The 21,827-nt window shown below is 58.9% G+C and carries 17 protein-coding genes; 16 read left to right on the forward strand and 1 reads right to left on the reverse strand.

Going from position 1 to position 21,827, the window contains the following annotated elements; all coding sequences use genetic code 11:
* The first annotated feature begins 59 nt into the window (after positions 1–59).
* From FJV83_RS19225 to FJV83_RS19235, 3 genes are all read left to right on the forward strand, one after another.
* The gene (locus FJV83_RS19225) at positions 60–1,382 is read left to right on the forward strand and encodes an aminotransferase class III-fold pyridoxal phosphate-dependent enzyme (protein ID WP_095774215.1); all 1,323 of its coding nucleotides are present in this window, start codon (positions 60–62) and stop codon (positions 1,380–1,382) included.
* A gap of 51 nt (positions 1,383–1,433) precedes the next feature.
* Positions 1,434–2,453, forward strand: a complete 1,020-nt coding sequence (locus FJV83_RS19230) for a hypothetical protein (RefSeq protein WP_210248233.1) — start codon at positions 1,434–1,436, stop codon at positions 2,451–2,453.
* Positions 2,454–2,781: 328 nt separating this feature from the next.
* Positions 2,782–4,128: an IS5 family transposase gene (locus FJV83_RS19235; protein WP_095774217.1), complete on the forward strand. Its 1,347-nt coding sequence runs from the start codon at positions 2,782–2,784 to the stop codon at positions 4,126–4,128.
* A gap of 95 nt (positions 4,129–4,223) precedes the next feature.
* Here the strand turns inward: FJV83_RS19235 and FJV83_RS37060 are convergent, their stop codons facing one another.
* Complete coding sequence (locus tag FJV83_RS37060) at positions 4,224–4,673, reverse strand: GntR family transcriptional regulator (RefSeq protein ID WP_245318194.1); 450 nt, start codon at positions 4,671–4,673, stop codon at positions 4,224–4,226.
* A 1,070-nt stretch (positions 4,674–5,743) separates the two neighbouring features.
* Here FJV83_RS37060 and FJV83_RS19245 point away from each other — a divergent pair.
* From FJV83_RS19245 to FJV83_RS19300, 13 genes are all read left to right on the forward strand, one after another.
* A complete protein-coding gene (locus FJV83_RS19245) occupies positions 5,744–7,141 on the forward strand; it encodes an amidase (protein WP_095774219.1) in 1,398 nt (465 codons plus the stop codon).
* Between the two features lie 112 nt (positions 7,142–7,253).
* Positions 7,254–8,855: an ABC transporter substrate-binding protein gene (locus FJV83_RS19250; RefSeq protein WP_095774220.1), complete on the forward strand. Its 1,602-nt coding sequence runs from the start codon at positions 7,254–7,256 to the stop codon at positions 8,853–8,855.
* A 5-nt stretch (positions 8,856–8,860) separates the two neighbouring features.
* Complete coding sequence (locus FJV83_RS19255) at positions 8,861–9,802, forward strand: ABC transporter permease (RefSeq protein ID WP_095774221.1); 942 nt, start codon at positions 8,861–8,863, stop codon at positions 9,800–9,802.
* A 1-nt stretch (position 9,803) separates the two neighbouring features.
* A complete protein-coding gene (locus FJV83_RS19260; RefSeq protein WP_095774222.1) occupies positions 9,804–10,685 on the forward strand; it encodes an ABC transporter permease in 882 nt (293 codons plus the stop codon).
* 1 nt (position 10,686) lies between these two features.
* On the forward strand, positions 10,687–11,694 hold the full coding sequence (locus FJV83_RS19265) for an ABC transporter ATP-binding protein (RefSeq protein ID WP_095774223.1): 1,008 nt from the start codon (positions 10,687–10,689) through the stop codon (positions 11,692–11,694).
* Positions 11,691–12,728, forward strand: a complete 1,038-nt coding sequence (locus FJV83_RS19270) for a dipeptide ABC transporter ATP-binding protein (protein WP_245318195.1) — start codon at positions 11,691–11,693, stop codon at positions 12,726–12,728. The genes FJV83_RS19265 and FJV83_RS19270 overlap by 4 nt, the downstream gene beginning before the upstream one ends.
* Before the next feature lie 14 nt (positions 12,729–12,742).
* Entirely contained in the window at positions 12,743–14,119 is a 1,377-nt protein-coding gene (locus tag FJV83_RS19275) for an aminotransferase (RefSeq protein WP_095774224.1), read from the forward strand.
* 65 nt (positions 14,120–14,184) lie between these two features.
* A complete protein-coding gene (locus tag FJV83_RS19280) occupies positions 14,185–15,615 on the forward strand; it encodes an aldehyde dehydrogenase family protein (RefSeq protein ID WP_095774287.1) in 1,431 nt (476 codons plus the stop codon).
* A gap of 77 nt (positions 15,616–15,692) precedes the next feature.
* On the forward strand, positions 15,693–15,818 hold the full coding sequence (locus FJV83_RS37565) for a hypothetical protein (RefSeq protein ID WP_280951242.1): 126 nt from the start codon (positions 15,693–15,695) through the stop codon (positions 15,816–15,818).
* Positions 15,819–15,967: 149 nt separating this feature from the next.
* Positions 15,968–16,690 (forward strand): 3-oxoacid CoA-transferase subunit A, encoded by a 723-nt coding sequence (locus FJV83_RS19285; RefSeq protein WP_095774225.1) that lies wholly within the window; start codon positions 15,968–15,970, stop codon positions 16,688–16,690.
* The gene (locus FJV83_RS19290) at positions 16,687–17,358 is read left to right on the forward strand and encodes a 3-oxoacid CoA-transferase subunit B (RefSeq protein WP_095774226.1); all 672 of its coding nucleotides are present in this window, start codon (positions 16,687–16,689) and stop codon (positions 17,356–17,358) included. Before FJV83_RS19285 ends, FJV83_RS19290 begins: the two co-directional genes overlap by 4 nt.
* A 1-nt stretch (position 17,359) precedes the next feature.
* A complete protein-coding gene (gene pcaF, locus FJV83_RS19295; protein ID WP_095774227.1) occupies positions 17,360–18,565 on the forward strand; it encodes a 3-oxoadipyl-CoA thiolase in 1,206 nt (401 codons plus the stop codon).
* A 564-nt stretch (positions 18,566–19,129) separates the two neighbouring features.
* Positions 19,130–20,485, forward strand: a complete 1,356-nt coding sequence (locus FJV83_RS19300; protein ID WP_095774228.1) for a Glu/Leu/Phe/Val dehydrogenase — start codon at positions 19,130–19,132, stop codon at positions 20,483–20,485.
* Positions 20,486–21,827: the final 1,342 nt, after the last annotated feature.

Consider the following 21,827-nt stretch of genomic DNA (forward strand, 5'->3'; position numbering starts at 1 on the left):
GGACGGACCAGCGCCAGGGCACCGCGTTGGCTGGCATGTCTTTCAGGGGTTATTAAACTGTGAATGCCGATACGGAATATAACAGCACATTAGAATCTAGCCTCGCTGAGGCTCGGGAGCGCTTCGTTGCTCGTTACCCACAAAGTCGCGAGCTTAACCGCGTGGCACGGAATGTAATGCCCGGGGGAAACACACGCTCCGTATTAATGTATCATCCGTTTCCAGTGGCGATGGAACGGGGGGAGGGGAGTACTCTGTGGGACATCGACGGGCACCAGTTCGTCAATTTGTGTGGGGAGTATACGGCCGGTTTATTCGGGCATTCCGAGAAGCGAATTCATTTCGCAATACAGGAAGCCATGGCTCGGGGCTTGAACTTGGCTGCGGTGGGCAAAGCCGAATCGAAGTTGGCCAAGCTAGTATGCGACCGCTTCCCCTCGATCGACTTGGTTCGGTTCACCAACAGCGGGACAGAAGCCAATTTGATGGCACTTACCGTTGCTCGCCAGTTCACCGGCCGTGACGCCATCATGGCATTCCGTGGCGGATACCATGGTGGGGTCTTGCTTTTTACATCAGACGGTCCATCGGCGGTGACTGTCCCATTCCCGTTCATTATGGCGGAATACAACGATGCCAATGCTGCCGAGAAACTGGTCCTTGCACATCGAGATAAGCTCGCGGCGGTTATCGTAGAACCAATGCTTGGGAGTGGCGGGTGCATTCCAGCTGATACTGAATTCCTTGAGGCGCTACGCCGCGCGACGGCCCAGACTGGTACTCTCCTGATATTCGACGAGGTGATGACTTCGCGGATGTCCGTCGGCGGGCTTCAGAGGCGATTGTCTATCACCCCCGACTTGACAACGCTGGGGAAGTACATTGCAGGCGGAATGAGCTTTGGAGCGTTCGGAGGCAAGGCCGGAATCATGTCGCTCTTCGACGGAAGCCTGCCACACGCTGGGACGTTCAACAACAATGTAATCTCGATGGCGGCAGCGCAGGTCGCGTTGGAGGAGATCTTTACTGCTGAGGTGGCGGAGGCCTTGTACAACCGGGGGGAACAACTGCGTAAAGACCTGAACTCGCGTCTTTCCCGAGCGGGGGTGGCGATGCACTTCACGGGCGTCGGCTCACTCGCCACGGTCCATTTCTGCAATCCAATTGTTCGCTCTCCCTATGTGTCAACCAGCCACGATGACGGCATACGAGAGCTGTTTTTTTTGGATATGTTGCAAGCTGGATTCTACCTGGCTCGCCGCGGAATGCTCGCTCTTAGCCTTCCGACAGAGCAGAGAGATCTCGACCGGTTCGTTGAGGCGGTAGAAGAATTTGCAGAGTTGCGGAAGCGCTGTCTCCGCCCCCTCACCACTGTAGCGTAGGCGCTTACCGCCGAACTTTGGGAGATGTCAATGAGACTTACTAGAGACGAGATGAGGGGCAAGGCGCAGACTGTGGTTGGGTTGGTGGATCCTGCGGTCCTTGGCAAGACGCTAATGCATGAGCATCTTCTCTGGGACGTTACTCGCCCTGATCGCCGACACATGCCTGCTGATGGCGGTCCGAATTCGCGACAGTATTTCCAGATCATGACCGGTGGGCTAGTTGATGCTCGAAATACAACGCAGCGCGACCGTGAACTTGCTGCGCGAGAGGCCGAACTGATGGTGCGTGCCGGAGGGAATACCATTGTGGAGCTAACCATCGGTGGTCTTTCTCCAGATCCCGAAGGTTTGGTGAACGTGTCGCGACAAAGCGGTGCCCACATCGTTATGGGATGTGGGCACTATGTTCAAGACTACCAGGATCCTAAAAACACTCACCGAACTGTCGAGAGCTTCGCACAGGAGATGATTGACCAAGTTCAGTTGGGTGCCTGGGGTACGAACGTACGTGCTGGAATCATAGGCGAAATCGGCAGCCAATGGCCCTGGACGGACCTTGAGAAGCGAGTTCTGACAGCGGCAATCATGGCGCAACAGGAAACCGGGACCTCACTGACGATCCATCCATCCCGTCATCAGGACCATCCTTGGATGCTGGTGGAATTTCTTCGAGAGAACGGTGCCGATTTGCCTCGAACAATCATCGATCACATTGATCGTACCATCTTCGATGATGATCGACTATTCCGTCTGGCCGACACAGGCGTGGTGCTTGAGTGGGACCTCTTTGGACAAGAAAATACATACTATGCTCATGCCGACATCGATATGCCCAACGATGGCATGCGCTTAAAGACGATCCGAAGTTTGTTAGATCGAGGCCACCTTGATCAGGTCGTCATAAGCCATGATATTTGTCACGTGATCCGGCTCGCTGAGTTTGGTGGCCACGGTTACGCTCATATTCAGGACAGAGTCTTACCACTCATGCGCCGGCGCGGTTACTCAGAAGCAGAGATTGAAACAATCATGGTTGGCAATCCGCGGCGGCTGCTGACCGTCGCCTAGATTGAAACGACCTTCTTCTTTAATCCGGCCAAACGAGAGTTGGGCTTCAGAGGAAATTGACGCAAACGTTTTCGCGGAACAAGGTGTGGGATGATGGAGACCATTTGATGACCAAGGTGGACGGCGTGCATTTGTTAAGATGACGGCGTCGACCGTGAACTATCCGCAAGCCATTGATCTGGCATGCTGATTGCGGCGGATGGTGGCTTTGGAATTGCAGGATTTGCGGTTTATGGGCGTTGTTTTCCTGCAATTCGGTTTTGCGATTCCCTTGTGCTTCGGAGCGTGATTCACTCGATTCGGCGGCGGCGAATCGAGGGGACGGCGAATGTCCAGGCCACGCGAGAAGCGCGAGACGGGAGAGCAGGACCTGTTCCGCTCCAGGCTCGACCAGATCATCAACATGAAGCACGAGCTGGTGCGGCTGGCGCAGGCGATCGACTGGCCGGTGCTGGAGGAGCGTTTCGGCGCCGTCTATTCGGACGGCCCCGGCATGCCGCCGCTGCCGACCCGGCTGATGGCGGGGCTGGCGATCCTCAAGCACACCTTCAACCTGTCAGACGAGGTGCTGTGCGAGCGCTGGGTGGAGAACCCCTATTTCCAGTATCTCACCGGTGAGGTGTTCTTCTGCCATGCGCTGCCGTTCGACCGCTCGTCGATGACGCGCTGGCGCAGCCGCATGGGCGAGGAGCGGATCGTGGCGCTGTTGCAGGAGAGCCTCAGCCTTGCGGTCAAGATCGGAGCGATGAAGCCGGCCGACACGCGCCAGGTGATCGTCGACACCACCGTGCAGCCGAAGAACGTCATGTTCCCGACCGACGCCAAGCTCATCCACCGGGCGCGCGAGCGGCTGGTGCGGCTGGCCAAGAGGAAGGGGCTCCATTTGCGCCAGAGCTATGTGCGGGTCTCCAAGCTGGCGCTGATCAACCACCAGCGCTATGCCCACGCCAAGCAGTTCAAGCGGGCCAGCAAGGCGCTGCGCAGGCTCAAGACCTATCTCGGCCGGACCATTCGCGACATTGGTCGCCAGATCGCCGGCGATGCGGGGCTGGACGCGCTCTTCAAATGGCCGCTCTACCAGGCCGCCACCGTTCTCGAGCAACGTCAGCGCCAGCGCGGCCGCAAGATCTACAGCCTGCACGCGCACGAGGTGGAATGCATCGGCAAGGGCAAGGCGCATGCGCCTTACGAGTTCGGGGTGAAGGTGTCGGTGGCCACCACGCTGAAGCGCGCCAAGGGCGGCCAGTTCGCCCTGCATGCAAAAGCACTGCCCGGCAATCCCTATGACGGCCACACGCTGGCAAGCGTCATCCCCGACATGGAAAAGACCATCGGCAACGAGATCGGCCGCATCCTCGCCGACGCCGGCTATCGCGGCCACAACGCACCGCAGAGCCACAAGCTCAGGGTCTTCACCAGCGGCCAGAAACGCCGCGTCACCCCGGCCATCAAGCGCCAGATGCGCCGCCGCTCCGCCATCGAGCCCGTCATCGGCCACATCAAGGCCGAGCACCGGATGGGCCGCAACTACCTCGCCGGCCAACAGGGCGATGCCGTCAACGCCATCCTCGCCGCCGCCGGCTACAACTTCTCCCTCCTGCTCAACTGGTTCAGGCGGCTTTTGTGGCTTCTCATCGCAGCCATCCAAAGTCAGCCAAACGAGATCGAAGCCTGACCAATCTCATTGTTCACGGTCGACGACGGCACGAAGTTGGCCGAGTTGATGAGAATGGCAATGACCGGGCTCTAAACACGCTGAAGCCGAGTCTTTCACTTCCGTCGAAGCGGGCGTAGCCGTGCAGTTGCTACCGGATCGTCTACGAATGACATGCGCTCAAGAAGGTAGCTTGTAGTGCCCTCTATCTCCTCTTGCAGCGTTCGCGCTGCAGTTTCAAAATCTCCGCTAACGATACAGCGCATGATATCGGCGTGCTTCGAGCCGCTAGGGGAGCGCCCGATAATCAGCCACCGAGCGTCCCAGAAGTGCGGCCCACGCCGAAGCCAAGTCGCCTCGATCATTGAGAGAAGCATCGCAGTTTGACAAGGTTCATACAAGGCAAGAAGAAATTGGCGATCGGCGCGAAGTAACTGAACAGGATCGCCAGACTCACGAGCTTTTCGCTCGACTTGCAGCAGTTCCTCAAGTCGCACTTTTGTAGCGCCGTCGAAATTGGAAGCAGCCATCTTCACGGCCAGCGGCTCGAGAGCAGCGCGGACCATGCCAAGTTTCGCAAAAGCACTTCGTGTGAGTCGGGGGACTATAGCAGTGCCTGACGGCAGCACGTCTAGCGCTTGTTCGGAAATCAACCGTCTCAAAGCTGTCCTAACTGGCATTGGACTGGTCCCCAGCTCTGACGCAAGCCGACGAATCGGCATTTTCTGACCGGGGGTAAAATCGCCTTCGACTAAGGCTCGGCGCAGTTGTCTATAGGCTTGATCTTCCAGCGAATTGCTAGCGAATCTTCGGTTCGGCAATGTTTTCTGCGGCTTATTCAAAACTGGCCTCTGGCACACCTGCCACATTGGCGCGCTTTGCAGCAGCCGCCGGGAGGCTGCATAGCACGATTTCAATCGCGGTGCCTATCGGCCCTGGCAATGGCGAGAGCCGAGGTGTAGCGGCAGTTTGGGCAATTCCAGGCAGAGTGTTGGGGTATTTTAGCGCTCTGTAACGGTCCAGAAACAGGGCGCAATTCTCCGCAGTACTCCTCGTATTTTGCCGGCAACCCTCGGCGTGAAGAATGTGCCGGGCGAACAGTCGGAGCATCCTCAAAGACGACTTGCTTGGACATCATCCGCGGGCGGGACCAACGGTCCGGACGTGGACATCAAGATCGACTTCGCTCCGCGATAGCGCCCGTGGCAGCAACGTGGCCATTGTCCCGATGGCGACTTCTTCTGATGGTCCAAGGTGGAGAAAGCTTCCAATAGCGACGGATCCCCTCGGTCGCTCAACGCCGCGATGAAATCGGCTGTGGTCTGACAGGGGACCTAGCGTGTGACGGTCTCATTCGTGTCGCCCTAATACAGGCCTTGATTGTGATGCTCCCGCAACACGAGCAGCAGTCGCGAAAGGTTATTCCCCAAGTGCGCTTTCTCCAAGCTTTTGTCGTTGCCTCAGCTCGTCCAATATGCCATTATGAGATCACAAATGCATAATGATTGGGAGTACAAATGGCAAACATGTGTCATAACTGAAGTTCGGGTTCGCAATAAGATGCGCGCAATAACCGAACTCTGAATTCGGAAAGTCGGCTGCTGTCGCCGAACTATCGCTCTCAAGGGGGAAACTAATGAGCCGAACGGCCATCGAGATTGCGGAATGTGTCAGGCGCGGACAGATCAGCGCAACTGAGGTCGTCCGTGACGCTATCAAGCGAATTAAGGCAGTAAATCCGACATTGAACGCGTTCGTCGAAATAGATGAAGAGGGCGCTGAAACCTCTGCCATCCTGATCGATCAGAAGGTTGCGCGTGGTGAGGATCCAGGGCCGCTTGCGGGCGTTCCGATCGGAGTGAAGGACCTAGAAGACTGTGCCGGCCTTCGCACCTGCTATGGCTCAGTGTTCTATCGCGACAGCAAGCCGAAGCAGGCGGACGGCGTGCATGTCGCGCGGCTGCGCCGCGCAGGAGCTATTCCATTAGGCAAGACCGCGACGCCCGATTTCGGGATGGATAATTTGACCGCGACGTTGGCGTTTGGAGTAACGCGAAACCCCTGGAACCCTGAGAGAACGCCCGGCGGTAGTAGCGGTGGCTCGGCCGCAGCTGTAGCTGCGGGTATGGTGCCGCTGGCAACTGCAAGCGATGGAGGGGGATCCACCAGAGGACCGGCCGCTTGGACCGGCCTGGTTGGCTTAAAGCCCAGCCACGGGCGCATCCCGCTCGAGAGGGAATCGGTATTCACCGTTTTAGGAGCGCTGACGACCTCTGTTCTCGACACGGCGCGCTACCTCGATGTGGCGGCGGGCCACCATCCAGTCGACCGGATGAGTTTGCCTCGACCCGATCAGAACTACGAGAAATTGGCTGAATCTCTAGATGTCAGCGGACTAAGGGTCGGGTGGTCGGACGACTTCGGCTACGGTGTGATGGAGCCTGAGATCGTTGAAATCGCATACACCGCGGCCGAGGCTTTGATTAGCACGGCTCGACTCAAAAAACGCAAGCTGGAGCTGTCCCTGGAAACAATCCGCCCACTCTGGCGAAGGCTCGTGGGAAGCCGCACCTGGTCAAATTTATGTCAGGAAGGATATCTTCCCGGTCGAATTGGTGAACTCAGCGACGTGCCACAACAGTCACTGCTTGCCGGAGCCAAGCTCACCATTGAGGAAGTCTATGAGATCGAGAGGCGTCTCAGCAAATTGCGCCGAGATTTCGCTGCTAGCTTTGAAGACATAGATGTCATCGTCTCACCGACAGTTGCTACCGAAGCGTTCGCTGCGGCCGGCCCGGCTCCCGAGATTATTGACGGTCGCGACGCGAGCAATACCGGGCCCGCTCCACTTGGGTTCATCGCAAACACTAGTTGGAATCCAGCAATATCGGCCCCAGCGGGCTTCACAAGATCCGGGATGCCTGTCGGCTTAATGATAACCGCCCCGCAACACCGTGACGACATTGCTTTGAGACTAGCTCGTCTTCTGGAGCTCGCTCGGCCCTGGCCACTTACAGCGCCGCTGCAATGTTAACTAGCGTGGCAGTCAAGCTGCGTTGCGAAATTCCGCGCGTGACACCAACGACGCGGCTGGGTCACTGCCACGGGTAAGATAATTCTTAACAAACAAAAAAGGGAACAGGTACATGACGATCTCTCGAAGGATCCTGCTTAAAGCAGGCGTTGCCGCTGGAACCGCCCTGTCTTTTCCGTCCATATTGCGTGCTCAGAACACGCCGGCGATCGGTCAAACAGTACGTATGGTGAAAAGTGGCGATCTTGGTGTGTTCGATCCGATGATATCGTCGTACTACATCACTGCGCATCACGGCGCGGCCGTCTATGACACGCTGTTTTCGCTGGATTCTCAGATGAGGCCACAGCCTCAGATGGTTCACAGCTGGGGAGTTTCCGACGACGAAAGGACGTATACTTTCGTCCTTCGCGACGGCCTGAGCTGGCACGACGGTACGCCAGTCACTTCGGATGATTGTGTGGCTTCGATCCGTCGATGGATGGAAGCAGCGTCCAGCGGGCCGTTGATAAAGGCTCTGGCCACCGACATCTCGAGGAAAGATGAAAAGACCTTCATAATCGCGCTGAAGGAGCCGCTGGGGCTTCTTGTTGAAACCTTGGCGACCTTAACTCCTCCCTGTCTTTTCATTATGCGAGAGAAGGACGCGAATACGCCTCCGACTATTCCGGTCACGACAAATATCGGATCCGGGCCCTTCAAGTTTAACCACGAACTTGCTCGCCCCGGCGCTAGCTTCACCTATGACCGGAACGAAAAGTATGTGCCACGTCGTGAAGCTCCTGATGGATTGGCGGGCGGAAAAGTTGTCAAGGTCGAGCGCGTGATCTGGGACAATATCGCCGACCAGCAAACAGCGCTTGCAGCCCTGCAGGCAGGGGAAATCGACTATCTAGAGAGCGTGCCAATGGATCTCCTTCCAGTCCTGGAAGGAGATCCGGCTATTACCCTGCAGATCCTCGACAAAGGTGGGTTCGTTCGGTATTTGCGCATAAACTTCCTTCAGAAGCCATTCAACAATCTAAAGGCTAGGCAAGCGTTGCTTCATCTGATTGATCAGGAAGCGGCCATGCGTACGAGTTCTCCTCCCGAATACATCAAGACTGTGACGTCGGTTTTCGGAACGAAGACGCCATACACTAACGATGAAAATACAGGCTGGTTCAAGAAGAGCGGCGATCCTGAGAAAGCCAAGCAGCTTTTTCAGGAGGCAGGATACGCCGGGGAGAAGGTTGTAATTGTTCAGGTCACGAACGTGCCGTGGATGAGCGACGTTTCACAGTACATCGCGAATGCCCTTAGAAAAATAGGAATCAACGCTGAATTGGACCCGACCGAGTGGGGTACCGTGACTGCCCGCTTGGATAATAAGGGTTCGGTTGATGAGGGTGGATGGAGCATCTATCCAACCTCGGACGCCGATTTCGCCATGGGAGATGTTCTTGGCAACCCGATCTTCCTCGCGAATGGCGATAAGGCTTGGTACGGCTGGCCGAAAAACGACGAGTATGAGGCTCTTTACGCGAGATGGGCGACTGTAGCTACTCTTGAGGAGCGCCAGGCGCTCGCGCGAGAGATGCAACGAGTGTGGTGGGATTTCGTCGGTTCAGTTTACTTGGGCGCAATCACCGCACCAATCGCGCGACGCGCTTCCCTGACCGGTCTGATCGAAATGCCGATCATTGTTCCGATGTGGAACATGCAGAAGGGCTGAGCGCGATGGCTGCTTATATCCTCCGCAGGATGGTCTCAACCATCGCCGTCATGGCGATGGTTGGCATCTTCGTTTTCCTGCTCCTAAGGTTATCACCCGGCGACCCGGCGGCCATCATCGCCGGCGATAAGGCCACCCCAGAGATGATCGCCGCAGTCCGCGAGCAATTAGGGCTCGGCGATCCGCTGCCAGTTCAGTTTATCCGCTGGGTGCGCGATCTGGTCGGCGGCGATTTCGGCACCTCGATCTTTGCGGGACAATCGGTTCTCGAGCTCATTTCGCAGCGACTTGAACCAACGCTTTCCCTGGCAGCCTTGACGATGGTAGTCTCAATAGCAGCAGGGGTATTCTTTGGCATCCTTGCGGCGTGGCGGGCCGGGGGTACTGCCGATCGCATCCTGACCGCGTTCGCGACACTTGGTTTTTCTGTGCCCGTGTTTGTCGTCGGCTTCTTTCTCATTTACTTCTTCGCTATTAGCGCACGCTGGCTGCCCGTCCAGGGATATCAACCCATCGACCATGGCTTTGGACCATGGCTTCTGCATCTAGTCCTCCCAACTGCGACTTTGAGCTTTCCCTACATTGCGTATATCGCCCGGATCACACGGGCGAGCATGCTCGAAGTCTTATCTGAAGACTACATGCGCACGGCCGCCGCCAAAGGCGCGTCTGCCTATTCCATGCTTTTCCACCACGCACTGAAGAATGCGGGCGTTCCAATCCTCACCGTGGTCGGCTTAAGCTTTGCAAGCCTAGTTGGGGGGGTCGTCCTCACGGAAACGGTATTCAACATCCCCGGAATAGGTCGTTTAGTAATCGATGCGGTCAACAAACGCGATTATCCGATCATTCAGGGGGTGCTCATCCTCATTTCGGGTCTGTACGTGTTGATTAATCTCGCGGTCGATCTTTCCTACACCCTGGTCGATCCTCGGATTCGGTATTAACATGAAGCTCTTCTCCACACCCGTTGAAACTATACCGTTGGACCGGCTCCGGTTGTCCGGGCTACACCGCCTAGTGAGACGGCGTCCACTGGTCTTTGCAGGCGGCACCCTATTGGCGCTCTTGATCATTCTGGCAATCGCCGCTCCGCTTTACGCTGGTGATCCCGTGAACATGGATCCTTTTAGCCGTCTGCAACCACCGTCCGCGGACATGTGGATGGGAAGCGACAACCTGGGCCGTGACGTATTTGCGCGAACCGCGTTAGGCGCCCAGATCTCTCTTTTGGTGGGATTGGCGTCGGCGGTAAGCGCGGTTCTGGGCGGACTTCTTTTAGGGGTCATCTCTGGCTACAACCGGCGCTTCGACAAGATCGCCATGCGAGTCATGGATGGTCTGATGTCCATACCCACTATCCTACTGGCTATAGCGCTGATTTCTCTGACGGGTCGTGGAATCAGTATTCTCATCGTCGCGATCGCTATACCGGAAATCCCAAGCGTCGCGAGGCTGGTTCGCTCGGTGGTTCTCAACGTGCGGGAGCGACCTTATGTAGAGGCAGCGATCTGCGGCGGGGCACGACTGCCGAAAGTTCTGTGGCGGCACATTCTTCCGAGCACTATCCCGTCCGTGATGGTTTTAAGCGCTAGTGTTTGTGCCAGCGCGATCTTGACCGAGGCCGGTCTGAGCTTTCTTGGTATCGGCGTGCCCCCGGAGATCCCTAGCTGGGGAAACATGATTGCGAGCTCTCGCTTGTATCTCGGCGTTGCGCCCCTGACGGTCTTCGCCCCCGGCATCTGCCTAGCCGTCACGGTTCTGGCCGTTAACCTGCTCGGGGATGGTCTGCGCGACCTGTTCGATCCCCGCGCAAATCGCAGGCGATGATATGCAAGTGCAAAAAGTTGCATCGGATGACGTCCTCCTCGACGTTGTGGGTCTCGAGACACACTTCTTCGGTGAAGATAGCGTCACCCGGGCTCTTGGCGGCATCAGCTTCCAGGTTAAGAGAGGTGAGACACTTGGCGTTGTCGGCGAATCCGGATGTGGCAAGAGCGTCACCGCTCTCTCCATTCTTCGCCTGCTGCCGAAGCTGACCGCCAGGACCGTCGGCGGCGAGATCCGCTTTCATGGACGCGACCTGCTTGAGCTGTCCGATCGCGAGATGCGAAAGGTCCGCGGCGATCAGATCGCCATGATCTTCCAGGAGCCGATGACCAGCCTGAACCCGGTCTACACAGTCGGCCGCCAGATCGCCGAGGCGGTGCAAATCCACACGAAAGCGTCCCGCTCGGTGGCTATGGCAAAGGCAGAAGAGATGCTGCGTCTCGTCCGCATCGCGGACCCCGAGCGTCGCGTCAACAACTACCCCCATGAAATGTCGGGCGGCATGCGCCAGCGTGCCATGATCGCCATGGCCCTGGCCTGCTCGCCGGAACTGTTGATTGCCGACGAGCCGACGACGGCGCTGGACGTGACCATCCAGGCACAGATTCTGCGGCTGATCGTCGATCTGAAATCCCGCACGGGAACAGCTGTGATGTTCATCACGCATGACTTGGGCGTTGTTGCCGAGACATGCCAGCGGGTGATCGTGATGTATGCCGGCCGGATTATAGAACAAGCAAACGTCATCGATCTGTTTGCGCGTCCCGCGCATCCCTACACTCAGGGCCTCATGCGATCGGTGCCTGACCGGCGGCGCGGCCGACAGGGCCGCCTTCCCGAAATTCCAGGCATTGTCCCAAGTCTTCGCGAGCCCATCGTCGGCTGCAGCTTTGCGCCACGCTGTCCGTTCGCGATCGATATTTGCCGTGACAAGGCACCCGTCTTTCGTGATGTCGGGTCAAATCACGCCGCCGCATGCTGGCGCGCCGAAGAGGTGATGGGCGCATGAATGGTCCTTTGCTGAAAGTCGATAACCTGACCAAGCACTATCCGCTTGGCTCGGGCCTCTTCAAGAAAACCATTCCGGTGGTGCGGGCAGTGCAGGATGTATCCTTTTCCGTCGAGGCAGGAGAGACACTTTGCATCGTTGGCGAATCCGGCTGCGGCAAATCCACGGTTGCCCGGCTCTTGATGCGACTGACGGATCCGACGGGTGGACGTGTCCTGATCGACGGGATCGACATTGCCGATCTTAAGAAGCATGAGCTTCGTGCGTATCGCCGTCGGATGCAGATGGTGTTTCAGGATCCTTACTCGTCACTGAACCCGCGTCTGACCGCCGGACAGATCATCACCGAACCTGTCGAGAATTTCGAGCGGCTCAGCCGCAAGCAACGCCAAGCGCTTGCCGCGGAGCTTCTCCAGAAGGTGGGAATGTCGCCGCAGATGAAGGACAGGTTTCCCTCCGAGTTGTCGGGTGGTCAGCGACAGCGGCTTGGCATCGCGCGGGCACTGGCCCTTAAGCCGTCGCTCATTATCGCCGATGAGGCGGTCTCGGCCCTTGATGTTTCCGTGCAGGCACAGATCCTGAACCTGCTCATGGATCTGCAACAGCAGATGGGCATCGCCTTCGTCTTCATATCGCACGACCTCGGCGTCGTGGAGCATATCGGTCATCGCGTGGCGGTCATGTATCTGGGTCGGATCGTGGAGCTTGCGCCGTGCGAAGCGCTCTTCGCCAAGCCGATTCATCCCTACACCGAGGCGCTGATCGCGGCAGCCCCGGTACCCGATCCCGCGCGCGTTCGGCTGGAAGTGCTTGTGGAGGGTGAGGTCCCAAGCCCCATAAATCCGCCGAGCGGGTGCGCATTCCATCCGCGCTGTCCGCTTGCCGTCGAACGCTGCCGCATGGAGGTACCGTCCTTGGTGCCCATGCCGGACGGGCGCTCCGTCGCCTGTCATGTGCGCTCTGATCTGAACCGCGACGTGACCGCGCGATCGAGCCAAATTCATTTGAACGCTGCGTCCCCCAAAGCATCCTGAAGGAACTTCACGTCATGAACAGACCGATCACGAACAACAACCAACCCTACGATACTTTGAGCATTCGCGCACTCGACCTGTCGCATCACATGCATCCCTTCACAGACCAGCAGGAACTCGTTTCCGAAGGCGTGCGCGTCATCACGCGCGGCGAAGGTGTATATCTGTGGGACAGCGAAGGCGAGCGGCTGCTCGACGGCATGGGCGGCCTATGGTGCGTCAACATCGGCTACGGCCGCAAGGAACTTGCGGAAGCCGCGGCGCGGCAGATGGAAGAGTTGCCCTACTACAACACCTTCTTTAAGACCACAACGCCAGTGGCCGCCGAACTGGCGGCCGAGATTGCCTCGGTCAGCCCTAACGGCCTCAACCGCGTATTCTACTCGAACTCCGGTTCAGAGGCCAACGACACCAACATCCGTCTTGCCCGCCTCTACTGGACACGCCTCGGCAAGCCCGAGCGCAAGGCGATCGTCTCGCGTCAGAACGCCTATCACGGTAGCTCGATCGGTTCCGGCTCACTGACAGGGTTCAAAGACATGCACGACATTGCGGGTATGCCGATCGCCGACGTCCACCACGCACCGGCGCCGTTCTGGTGGCGCGACGGCCGCGGCCAAACGGCTGAAGAGCATTGCGCATGGGCGCTCGACGGGCTGGAGAAGACGATCCTTGACGTCGGACCGGAAAACGTTGCCGCCTTCATTGGAGAGCCTGTGCAGGGGGCCGGAGGCGTGCTGACCCCGCCCCCCGGTTACTGGCAGGGGGTGCAGGAGATCTGCCGCAAGTACGACCTCTTGTTGATCTGCGACGAGGTGGTCTGCGGCTTCGGCCGCACCGGGCAGTGGTTCGGTTCTGACACCTACGCGATCAAACCCGACATCATCACCACCGCGAAAGGCCTGTCGTCGGGTTACCTGCCGATTGCTGCCTCCGTCTTCGGGGACCGGGTGGCAAGCGTCCTGATGGACAAGCCCGGCCGCATGAACCACGGATATACATATTCGGGCCACCCCGTGGCGGCTGCCGTCGCGCTCGAAAACATTCGCATCCTAAAGCGCGAGCGGATCGTTGAGCGAGTAGGAGAAGAGACCGGCCCGTACTTCCAGGCGAAGCTGCGGGAACTGCTCGACCATCCGCTGGTGGGCGAGGTGCGCGGCGTCGGCCTGATGGCTGCCGTCGAACTGACGCGGGACAAGGAGGGGCGCACGCCGATCGAACCGGTCTCGAGCTTGGCGATCCCGGTGCGGGATCTCTGCTTCAAGACCGGACTGATCACCCGCGCTGTGCGAGACAGCCTGATCTTCTCGCCGCCGCTTGTCATCTCGAAGGACGAGATCGACTGGCTCGTGAAGCGCCTGCGCGACAATCTCGACCAGTTCGTCGGCTAAACCTGCAGGCGCACTATGCAAAGCGTAGTTCCCACTCAGTTCGTTCGTATGTCGCAGGGGAAATGATGCTGGATCGAACCAGGCACTACATATCGGGCGAATGGACCGCGTCGTCCTCGGACCGCGAAATAGACGTTATTAATCCCGCCACGGAACTCGTGATCGCTCGGATCGCGGACGGCACAAGGCGGGATGTCGAGCGGGCAGTTCGTGCCGCCCGCCAGGCATTTCCTGCTTGGTCAACGACAAGCAGGGACGACCGGACTGTCCGCCTGCGTCGACTCCGTTCCATTTACGAGCGCCGTTTGGAAGAGATGGCGGAAGCCATTTCGCAGGAGATGGGAGCTCCGATACGGTTATCGCGGAGTGCTCACGCACCAAGTGGCTTGCAGGAGATCGACGCGTGCATCGAAATCTTGCAGAAGTTTGAGTTCGAAAGGTGGGTTTCCGAAGGCGCAAATACCGATCTCGTGGTCTACGAGCCGATCGGCGTTTGTGGACTCATCACACCTTGGAATTGGCCAATCAGCCAGGTTGCACTCAAGGTATTCCCGGCATTGGCTTGTGGATGTACTGTTGTGTTGAAGCCCTCGGATTTGGCGCCACTGTCCTCGCTTCTCCTGGCGGAGATAATCGATGAAGCGGGTTTCCCGGCCGGCGTCTTCAACCTCGTCAATGGACGCGGCGAAACCGTTGGGGCGGATATCTCGTCGCACCCCGACGTAGACATGGTTTCGTTCACCGGCTCGACGCGGGCCGGTGTTGCCGTAAGCCAAAGCGCCGCTCCGACGGTAAAGCGAGTTACGCTGGAACTCGGAGGCAAATCACCCAATATCCTCTTTTCCGATTGCAATCTTGTGGAAGCCGTTACCCGCGGCATCCGTATGTGCTTCCAAAATAGCGGTCAGTCCTGCAACGCACCGACGAGAATGCTCGTCGAGCGCAGCATTTACGATCGAGTCGTAAGACTCGCCGCTGATGAAGCTGAAAAGATCCACGTCGCGGATCCCACGCAGGATGGTGATCATATCGGGCCCGTTGTTTCAAAAGCTCAGTTTGACCGAATCCAGGACCTCTTGGGGGTGGGGGTGGCTGAAGGAGCTCTCATCGTGGCAGGAGGGGCCGGTCGACCCAAGGGTATCGACAAGGGATATTTCGTTCGACCTACCGTTTTCGCCGGTGTCACTAATACGATGGCTATTGCTCAGACCGAAGTTTTTGGACCCGTCCTCGTCATTATTCCCTTCGATGACGAGGAGCAGGCGGTTACGATGGCGAACGACACCCCCTATGGCTTGGCCGCCTACATTGAGACCCGTGATAACGACCGCGGTTTTCGCGTCGCGAAGAGGATTTTGGCTGGTAATGTCAAAATCAATGGGAAACCTCGTTTGAAAAGCAGCCCGTTTGGCGGCTTCAAGCAGTCTGGAAACGGTCGTGAACGCGGGGAATATGGCTTTCGCGAGTATCTGGAAGTGAAGGCAATCAGCGGCTGAGACCGCCGGCGATGTCACAGGCCAAGACCGTTTTGCGGCCTTGGTCGTCTCCACCCTCGCCAGACAAGGAAAGAGATATGTTCGTCGCCTATTCCGACAAGCATCTCCCGCATGAGCCCAAGCAGATCATCTTTAGCGGCCGCATCTTCGACAGCGTCGAGGTGCCCGCACGTGCGACCGAGCTTGCAGCCTCGCCGCGCTGAAGGGTGCGAGCTGGCAGCGCGGCGCGAATTCGGCCTCGAGCCGGTTCTTGCCGTCCACGCGTCTGTCTATGTGGAGTGTCTCCAGTCGCGGCCGTGGGCAACTACTGAGGTGTATGATGAACCCACCTTGTGACCAGAGAGGAGCGCCGATGGACAAGACAATCCCCAATCGGGCTGAGGCCGTCGCGGGAATTGGTGATGGTGCGACGGTGATGATCGGCGGTTTCGGAGGCGCAGGCTCGCCGATTGAACTGATCCATGCGCTGATTGACCGCTTTTATGCGGCGGGCAGCCCTAGAAACCTGACGGTGGTGAACAACAACGCGGGCAACGGCCATGTCGGCCTGGCGGCGCTCATCAAACATAGGATGGTCCGGAAGCTGATCTGCTCGTTTCCCCGCTCCGCGGACCCCCACGCGTTCACTGAGACCTATCTGGCCGGAGAGATCGAGCTGGAACTCGTGCCGCAAGGCACACTCGCCGAACGCATCCGTGCCGGCGGGGCAGGCATCCCGGCTTTTTACACGCCTACGGCCTATGGGACTGATCTCGCCAAAGGAAAGGTGATCGCGGAATTTGATGAGCGGCCATATGTGCAGGAGCGCTGGCTGAAGGCTGATTACGCTCTGGTGAAGGCGCATCTTGGCGACCGGCAGGGGAACCTGACCTATCACAAAGCGGCACGAAATTTCAATCCACTCATGTGCATGGCTGCGGCGACAACCATCGTGCAGGTCAGTCGCATCGTGGAAGCAGGCGAGCTCGATCCCGAACACATCGTCACCCCCGGCATCTTCGTGCAAGGCCTCGTCGCGGTGCCCGATCCACAACAGGAAGAAGCCCTGAACCGCGCCGGAGCGCACTATCCATGACCAGCAAGCTTTCCAATGCCCAGATCGCTTGGCGTGCCGCCCAGGACATCGCGGGTGGAGCTTATGTCAATCTTGGCATCGGCTTCCCGGAGATGGTGGCCCAGTACCAACCCTCTGGACGCCAAGCGATCTTTCACACTGAGAATGGCATCCTGAACTTCGGCGAGACCCCGGCAGACGGGAGCGAGGACTGGGATCTGATCAATGCCGGCAAAAAGGCCGTGACGATGAACCCGGGTGCCGCCTTTTTCCATCATGCCGACAGCTTCGCCATGGTGCGGGGCGGGCATCTGGATGTGGCGATCCTGGGCGCCTACCAGGTGGCCGAGAACGGGGATTTGGCGAACTGGAGCACCGGGCCCAAGGGAGTTCCGGCCGTGGGCGGTGCGATGGACCTTGTCCACGGAGCGAAGCGCACGGCCGTTATTACCGATCATGTGACGAGAGACGGGCAGCCCAAACTGGTGAAGCGCTGCACGCTGCCGCTGACCGGCGTCGGTTGCGTCACACGCGTTTATACCAGCCTCGCGGTCATCGACATTGAAGGCGATCGCTTTGTCCTGCGCGAGAAGCTTCCAGCGCTGTCGTTCGAAGACCTGCAAGCCCGGACCGGGGCCGAGCTTCTTGTTAAGCGCCCTGTGGCCGAGCTGATCGTTCCGGATCTCTGAAATGCGCGAAGCTTTTATCTGTGATTATATCCGCACGCCGATCGGCCGCTACAGCGGCGCATTGTCCAGCGTGCGTGCCGACGAGCTCGCCGCGGTGCCGCTGAAGGCATTAACGGAGCGCCACGCAAAGATCGACTTCGAGGATGTCGATGATGTGATCTTCGGGTGCGCCAACCAGGCTGGGGAAGATAACCGCAATGTCGCCCGCATGGCCCTGCTGCTGGCAGGGCTGCCCCGTTCCGTCCCGGGCACCACCCTCAACCGCCTGTGCGGCTCTGGCATGGATGCGGTGATCACCGCCGCCCGCGCCATCAAGGCCGGCGAGGCGGAGCTGATGATTGCAGGCGGGGTTGAGTCCATGTCGCGCGCACCTTTTGTCATACCGAAGGCGGAGACGGCTTTCGGGCGCGCCGCCGAGATCTACGATACCACCATCGGCTGGCGCTTCATCAATCCGCTGATGAAGCGTCAGTACGGCGTCGACTCGATGGCCGAGACCGGTGAGAACGTGGCCGAGGAGTTCCGCGTATCGCGCAAGGATCAGGATGCCTTCGCCCTGCGCTCTCAAACTAAGGCGGCGGCAGCACAGGAGAAGGGTCGCTTCGCGCAGGAGATCGTGCCCGTGACGGTCCCGAAGCGGAAAGGTGGCCCGGTCATGGTGGACAAGGACGAGCATCCGCGTGCCGACACCACGCTGGAGCAGCTGGCGAAGCTGCCAACTCCGTTTCGCAAGGATGGGACGGTGACGCCCGGCAATGCTTCTGGCGTCAACGACGGATCGGCCGCTCTCATCATCGCCTCAGAGGAGGCGGTGCGCAAATACGGGCTTGAGCCGATTGCGCGGGTCGTTGGCGGGGCTGCCGCGGGCGTGCCGCCGCGCGTCATGGGCATGGGTCCGGTGCCGGCCACGAATAAGTTGTGCGCCCGTCTCGGTCTGAAGCCAACCGACTTCGATGTGGTGGAGTTGAACGAAGCTTTTGCCAGCCAAGGCATTGCCGTGCTGCGCGAGCTCGGCCTTCCGGAGGATGCGGAGCACGTTAACCCCAATGGCGGCGCCATAGCGCTCGGTCACCCGCTCGGCATGTCGGGCGCCCGTATCACCGGCACGGCGGCACTGGAGCTGAAGCTGACGGGCCAGAAGCGGGCGCTCGCTACCATGTGCGTGGGTGTCGGCCAGGGAATTTCCATCGCCCTCGAGGCTGTCTAAGGGTTTTTGGTGGTATTCAGATGTCGCTCCTTTTCATACCCTACCAGTGGAACTCAAGCGGCGCGCTGCGACTCCGGCCTGCCAAGGTGGGCCATGATGTTGAGAACCTCCCAGCCTGCCATGACTTGGCCTTTTGCGCAGGCGAAATCCGAGCGTAGAGGCGGCGGCCGATCGCGTTTTGTAGTGCATTATTGCAAGCGCCGGCCAGAGGTGCCTCGGCCACTGAAAGATTGGTCAAACGAAGCAGCACAAGGATTAAGAGCGCTGAAACTTTTCGGTTCACACCTTGCGCCTCGCAAGTCCGGCTACTCATCAAGAGGGTCGAGAGCTGCAAGCTATTCCGCCTGCCCGCACAAGAAGGAAAACGTTCGTTGCCTGTGAGACCAAAAACCCCAATTGAGATCGCGGAAGAAAGTTCCGGCCGCGACGTAAGCATCACCACGCGGCGGACTGCGCGAGCAAACGCATGAACGCGAGCGCCGACCGTCCAGCCATGAGAGGTGCGTGATGCAGGACAATTCCGCTGGCTTTCTAGAGAGCGTTGACCATAATTTCCGTCACGCCATGACGTTCCTCGATCTGCCGGATGGATTGGCGGAGCGGATCATTCAATGCAACTCGACCTACACGGTGCGCTTCGGCGTCAGGCTGCGCGGCCGTATGTACAGCTTCATTGGCTGGCGATCGGTCCACAGCGAGCACTGCGAGCCGGTGAAAGGCGGCATTCGCTATGCACCGAACGCCGATGCCGAGGAGGTGGAGGCGCTTGCTGCGCTGATGACGCTCAAATGCTCGCTGGTCGACGTTCCGTTCGGCGGCTCGAAGGGCGCGCTCAAGATCGACCCTCGCGAATGGACGCCACAGGAACTGGAGCGCATCACCCGCCGCTTCACCCAGGAACTGAACAAGCGTGGCCTGATCGGCCCCGGCATCAACGTTCCTGCGCCCGATATCGGCACCGGTGAGCGGGAGATGGCTTGGATGGTGGACGAGTTCCGCCGCGCCAATCCGACCGATGTGGTCAACGCGCGTGCTTGCGTCACGGGCAAACCCCTGTCGAAGGGCGGAATCGCCGGTAGAACGGAGGCCACGGGCCGGGGCGTTCAGTTCGCCATCCAGAGCTTCCTTCGGGATCCCCGTACTGACGGACTGAAAGGCCGGCGCGATCTCAACAACGCCCTCGTGATCGTCCAGGGGTTCGGTAATGTCGGCTATCACGCGGCCAAGTTCCTGTCTGAAGGCGACGGTGCTCGAGTGACTGTTGTCGCTGAACGGGATGGCTGTGTCTCCAACCCCGAGGGCCTGGCTATCGAGGCCCTCAAGCAGCATCAAATCCGGACCGGCAGCGTCCTTGGTTTTGATGGAGGCAAGTCGCTAGCCGGCGATATGAGCGGCATCGAACAGCCATGCGACGTGCTCATTCCAGCGGCAATGGAAAATGCCATCCATTCGCACAATGCAGAGCGCATCAAAGCCCACTTAGTTGTGGAAGCCGCAAACGGCCCGGTCACGTTCGAGGCGGATAAGATCCTCCGTTCGCGCGGAGTGACGATCCTTCCCGATCTCTACGTCAACGCCGGCGGTGTGGTCGTCAGCTATTTCGAGTGGGTCAAAAACCTGACGCACATCCCATTCGGCCTGATGGAAAGGCGCCGTCGGGAGCGACGCAATCAAACGATCGCAGCCGCCCTTGAACGCATGACCGGCAAGGAATTTCCCGCCGAGATGCGCGACGAGTTTCTTGAAGGAGGTGCAGAGATCGATCTTGTTCGCTCCGGGTTGGAGGACGTCATGCGCAGCACCTGGGCGCGCATCGCAGACCTCATCGAAGAGCGGCCTGAACTGGGTGACTACCGGACTGCTGCCCATGTGGCGTCCATTCGTCACATTGCTGATGCCTACGAGGCGATAGGGATTTGAGCCTCGGTTTCGGAAGGTGGAACCAGGATCTTATTTGCTGAATGCAGGAGTTTGTTGCGCCCGAACTTTTCTAACTTGGGTCCCGTTCCGCCCAGCTCACATATTCTATCACCCCCATCGCCCTCCCAAGGCGTACGGCCCGGCAGCGAGCTTAGTCTCCTGCCGGACCCCTCTCCGGGGAATAGGTTTCAATCCAGCAACCCCATATAATCCATGGTCGAGACGGGAAGGGATACACCACCTTTCAGTGGAATGTACGATCGACTATCCGATGCCGATCGGCGTTCAGTATTCAAAACTGTCTAAACTCGATGGTCCCTGAGAAGGTAATTTCAGCGCGTTCCTTTATCCGAGATCCGCTCGACCGGATTCCTCTACAAGAGGCAGCCAAATCCCGATTGCGCGGCCTACCAGAGGTCCTCAGTTCCGAGGCGCTTATCCTTTGGGATTCTCATTCGATACTGACGACTCTCAGGCACGAAAACGAATTCGCTACTCATAAGAAGATTCGTCGATCTACTTGGAGATCTGTATACTATCAACCACCGGCTCCGGCTGCGCATTATCGCTCATCGTCCAGGCCATGAACTTAATCGGCGTGCAGCCGAATTCCTGTTCAGAGGCACACAGCAATGAGGGAACGAGGCATGCTGTTCGTCTTCGACGTTGGCGGGGTGCTGGTGGACCTACTGCAGGGCCCGGCTTTGGCGGAGCACCCAAGGTAGGCGACGTTTCCATCGTTGACCTCGCGGCAAAGGGACATCTTTCTGCCAGCGCTTTAATTTGCGGGTTCGTCTGCCTCCGGTCTGTGCGTCCAGTGCCTCGGGAACCAGCGCATCCTCAACCGCCAGCGGCTTGGGAGACGATCCGTCGGGCACGATGACGCCTGCCTCAACGGTGGTTGGCACGGGCTGAGAACGAGCATCTTCGGAAAATGTCGGCGGCGGGGTTGCTTCAGCGATCGCACCTTCCGTCTTCACCTCAGCGACTTCGTTGGCGATGGCAGCGAGTCAATGCCGCCCCAGATCGACTGTGGCCGCTTCACCAGCCCTCGCTTCTGTTTGAACTCGACGACAAAGGGTCGCTGCGGCTGCCTCATGGTGATCTCGCGGACTTAGGGGAGTTGCGAGTGTCCTCTAGGCGGAGCGCACGCCTTCGTCCACCCGCCGCCACGCATTCTCCAAAGGTTTTCGGAAACGTTGCCGCTGTCCAAGCCACGACGAAAGCGGCCCGCCGCCGGCACCCGGGCCTGCGCTCGCGATCTCTTGTCCAGCTTTCAGGGTGATGCCAAGACGATCATATCGCCCACGCAGTCGCCTTTGCCGGCCCCATGGCGAAGCCG

The sequence above is a fragment of the Mesorhizobium sp. WSM4307 genome (genome assembly GCF_007003945.1).
GTDB lineage: Bacteria > Pseudomonadota > Alphaproteobacteria > Rhizobiales > Rhizobiaceae > Mesorhizobium.

Excerpts from the sequence above, each read along its gene's own strand:
- FJV83_RS19230 (WP_210248233.1), top strand. The coding sequence starts at position 1,434 with ATGAGGGGCAAGGCGCAGACTGTGGTTGGGTTGGTGGATCCTGCGGTC.
- FJV83_RS19235 (WP_095774217.1), top strand. The coding sequence starts at position 2,782 with ATGTCCAGGCCACGCGAGAAGCGCGAGACGGGAGAGCAGGACCTGTTC.
- FJV83_RS37060 (WP_245318194.1), bottom strand. The coding sequence starts at position 4,673 with ATGGTCCGCGCTGCTCTCGAGCCGCTGGCCGTGAAGATGGCTGCTTCC.
- FJV83_RS19245 (WP_095774219.1), top strand. The coding sequence starts at position 5,744 with ATGAGCCGAACGGCCATCGAGATTGCGGAATGTGTCAGGCGCGGACAG.
- FJV83_RS19250 (WP_095774220.1), top strand. The coding sequence starts at position 7,254 with ATGACGATCTCTCGAAGGATCCTGCTTAAAGCAGGCGTTGCCGCTGGA.
- FJV83_RS19255 (WP_095774221.1), top strand. The coding sequence starts at position 8,861 with ATGGCTGCTTATATCCTCCGCAGGATGGTCTCAACCATCGCCGTCATG.
- FJV83_RS19260 (WP_095774222.1), top strand. The coding sequence starts at position 9,804 with ATGAAGCTCTTCTCCACACCCGTTGAAACTATACCGTTGGACCGGCTC.
- FJV83_RS19265 (WP_095774223.1), top strand. The coding sequence starts at position 10,687 with ATGCAAGTGCAAAAAGTTGCATCGGATGACGTCCTCCTCGACGTTGTG.
- FJV83_RS19270 (WP_245318195.1), top strand. The coding sequence starts at position 11,691 with ATGAATGGTCCTTTGCTGAAAGTCGATAACCTGACCAAGCACTATCCG.
- FJV83_RS19275 (WP_095774224.1), top strand. The coding sequence starts at position 12,743 with ATGAACAGACCGATCACGAACAACAACCAACCCTACGATACTTTGAGC.
- FJV83_RS19280 (WP_095774287.1), top strand. The coding sequence starts at position 14,185 with ATGCTGGATCGAACCAGGCACTACATATCGGGCGAATGGACCGCGTCG.
- FJV83_RS37565 (WP_280951242.1), top strand. The coding sequence starts at position 15,693 with ATGTTCGTCGCCTATTCCGACAAGCATCTCCCGCATGAGCCCAAGCAG.
- FJV83_RS19285 (WP_095774225.1), top strand. The coding sequence starts at position 15,968 with ATGGACAAGACAATCCCCAATCGGGCTGAGGCCGTCGCGGGAATTGGT.
- FJV83_RS19290 (WP_095774226.1), top strand. The coding sequence starts at position 16,687 with ATGACCAGCAAGCTTTCCAATGCCCAGATCGCTTGGCGTGCCGCCCAG.
- pcaF (WP_095774227.1), top strand. The coding sequence starts at position 17,360 with ATGCGCGAAGCTTTTATCTGTGATTATATCCGCACGCCGATCGGCCGC.
- FJV83_RS19300 (WP_095774228.1), top strand. The coding sequence starts at position 19,130 with ATGACGTTCCTCGATCTGCCGGATGGATTGGCGGAGCGGATCATTCAA.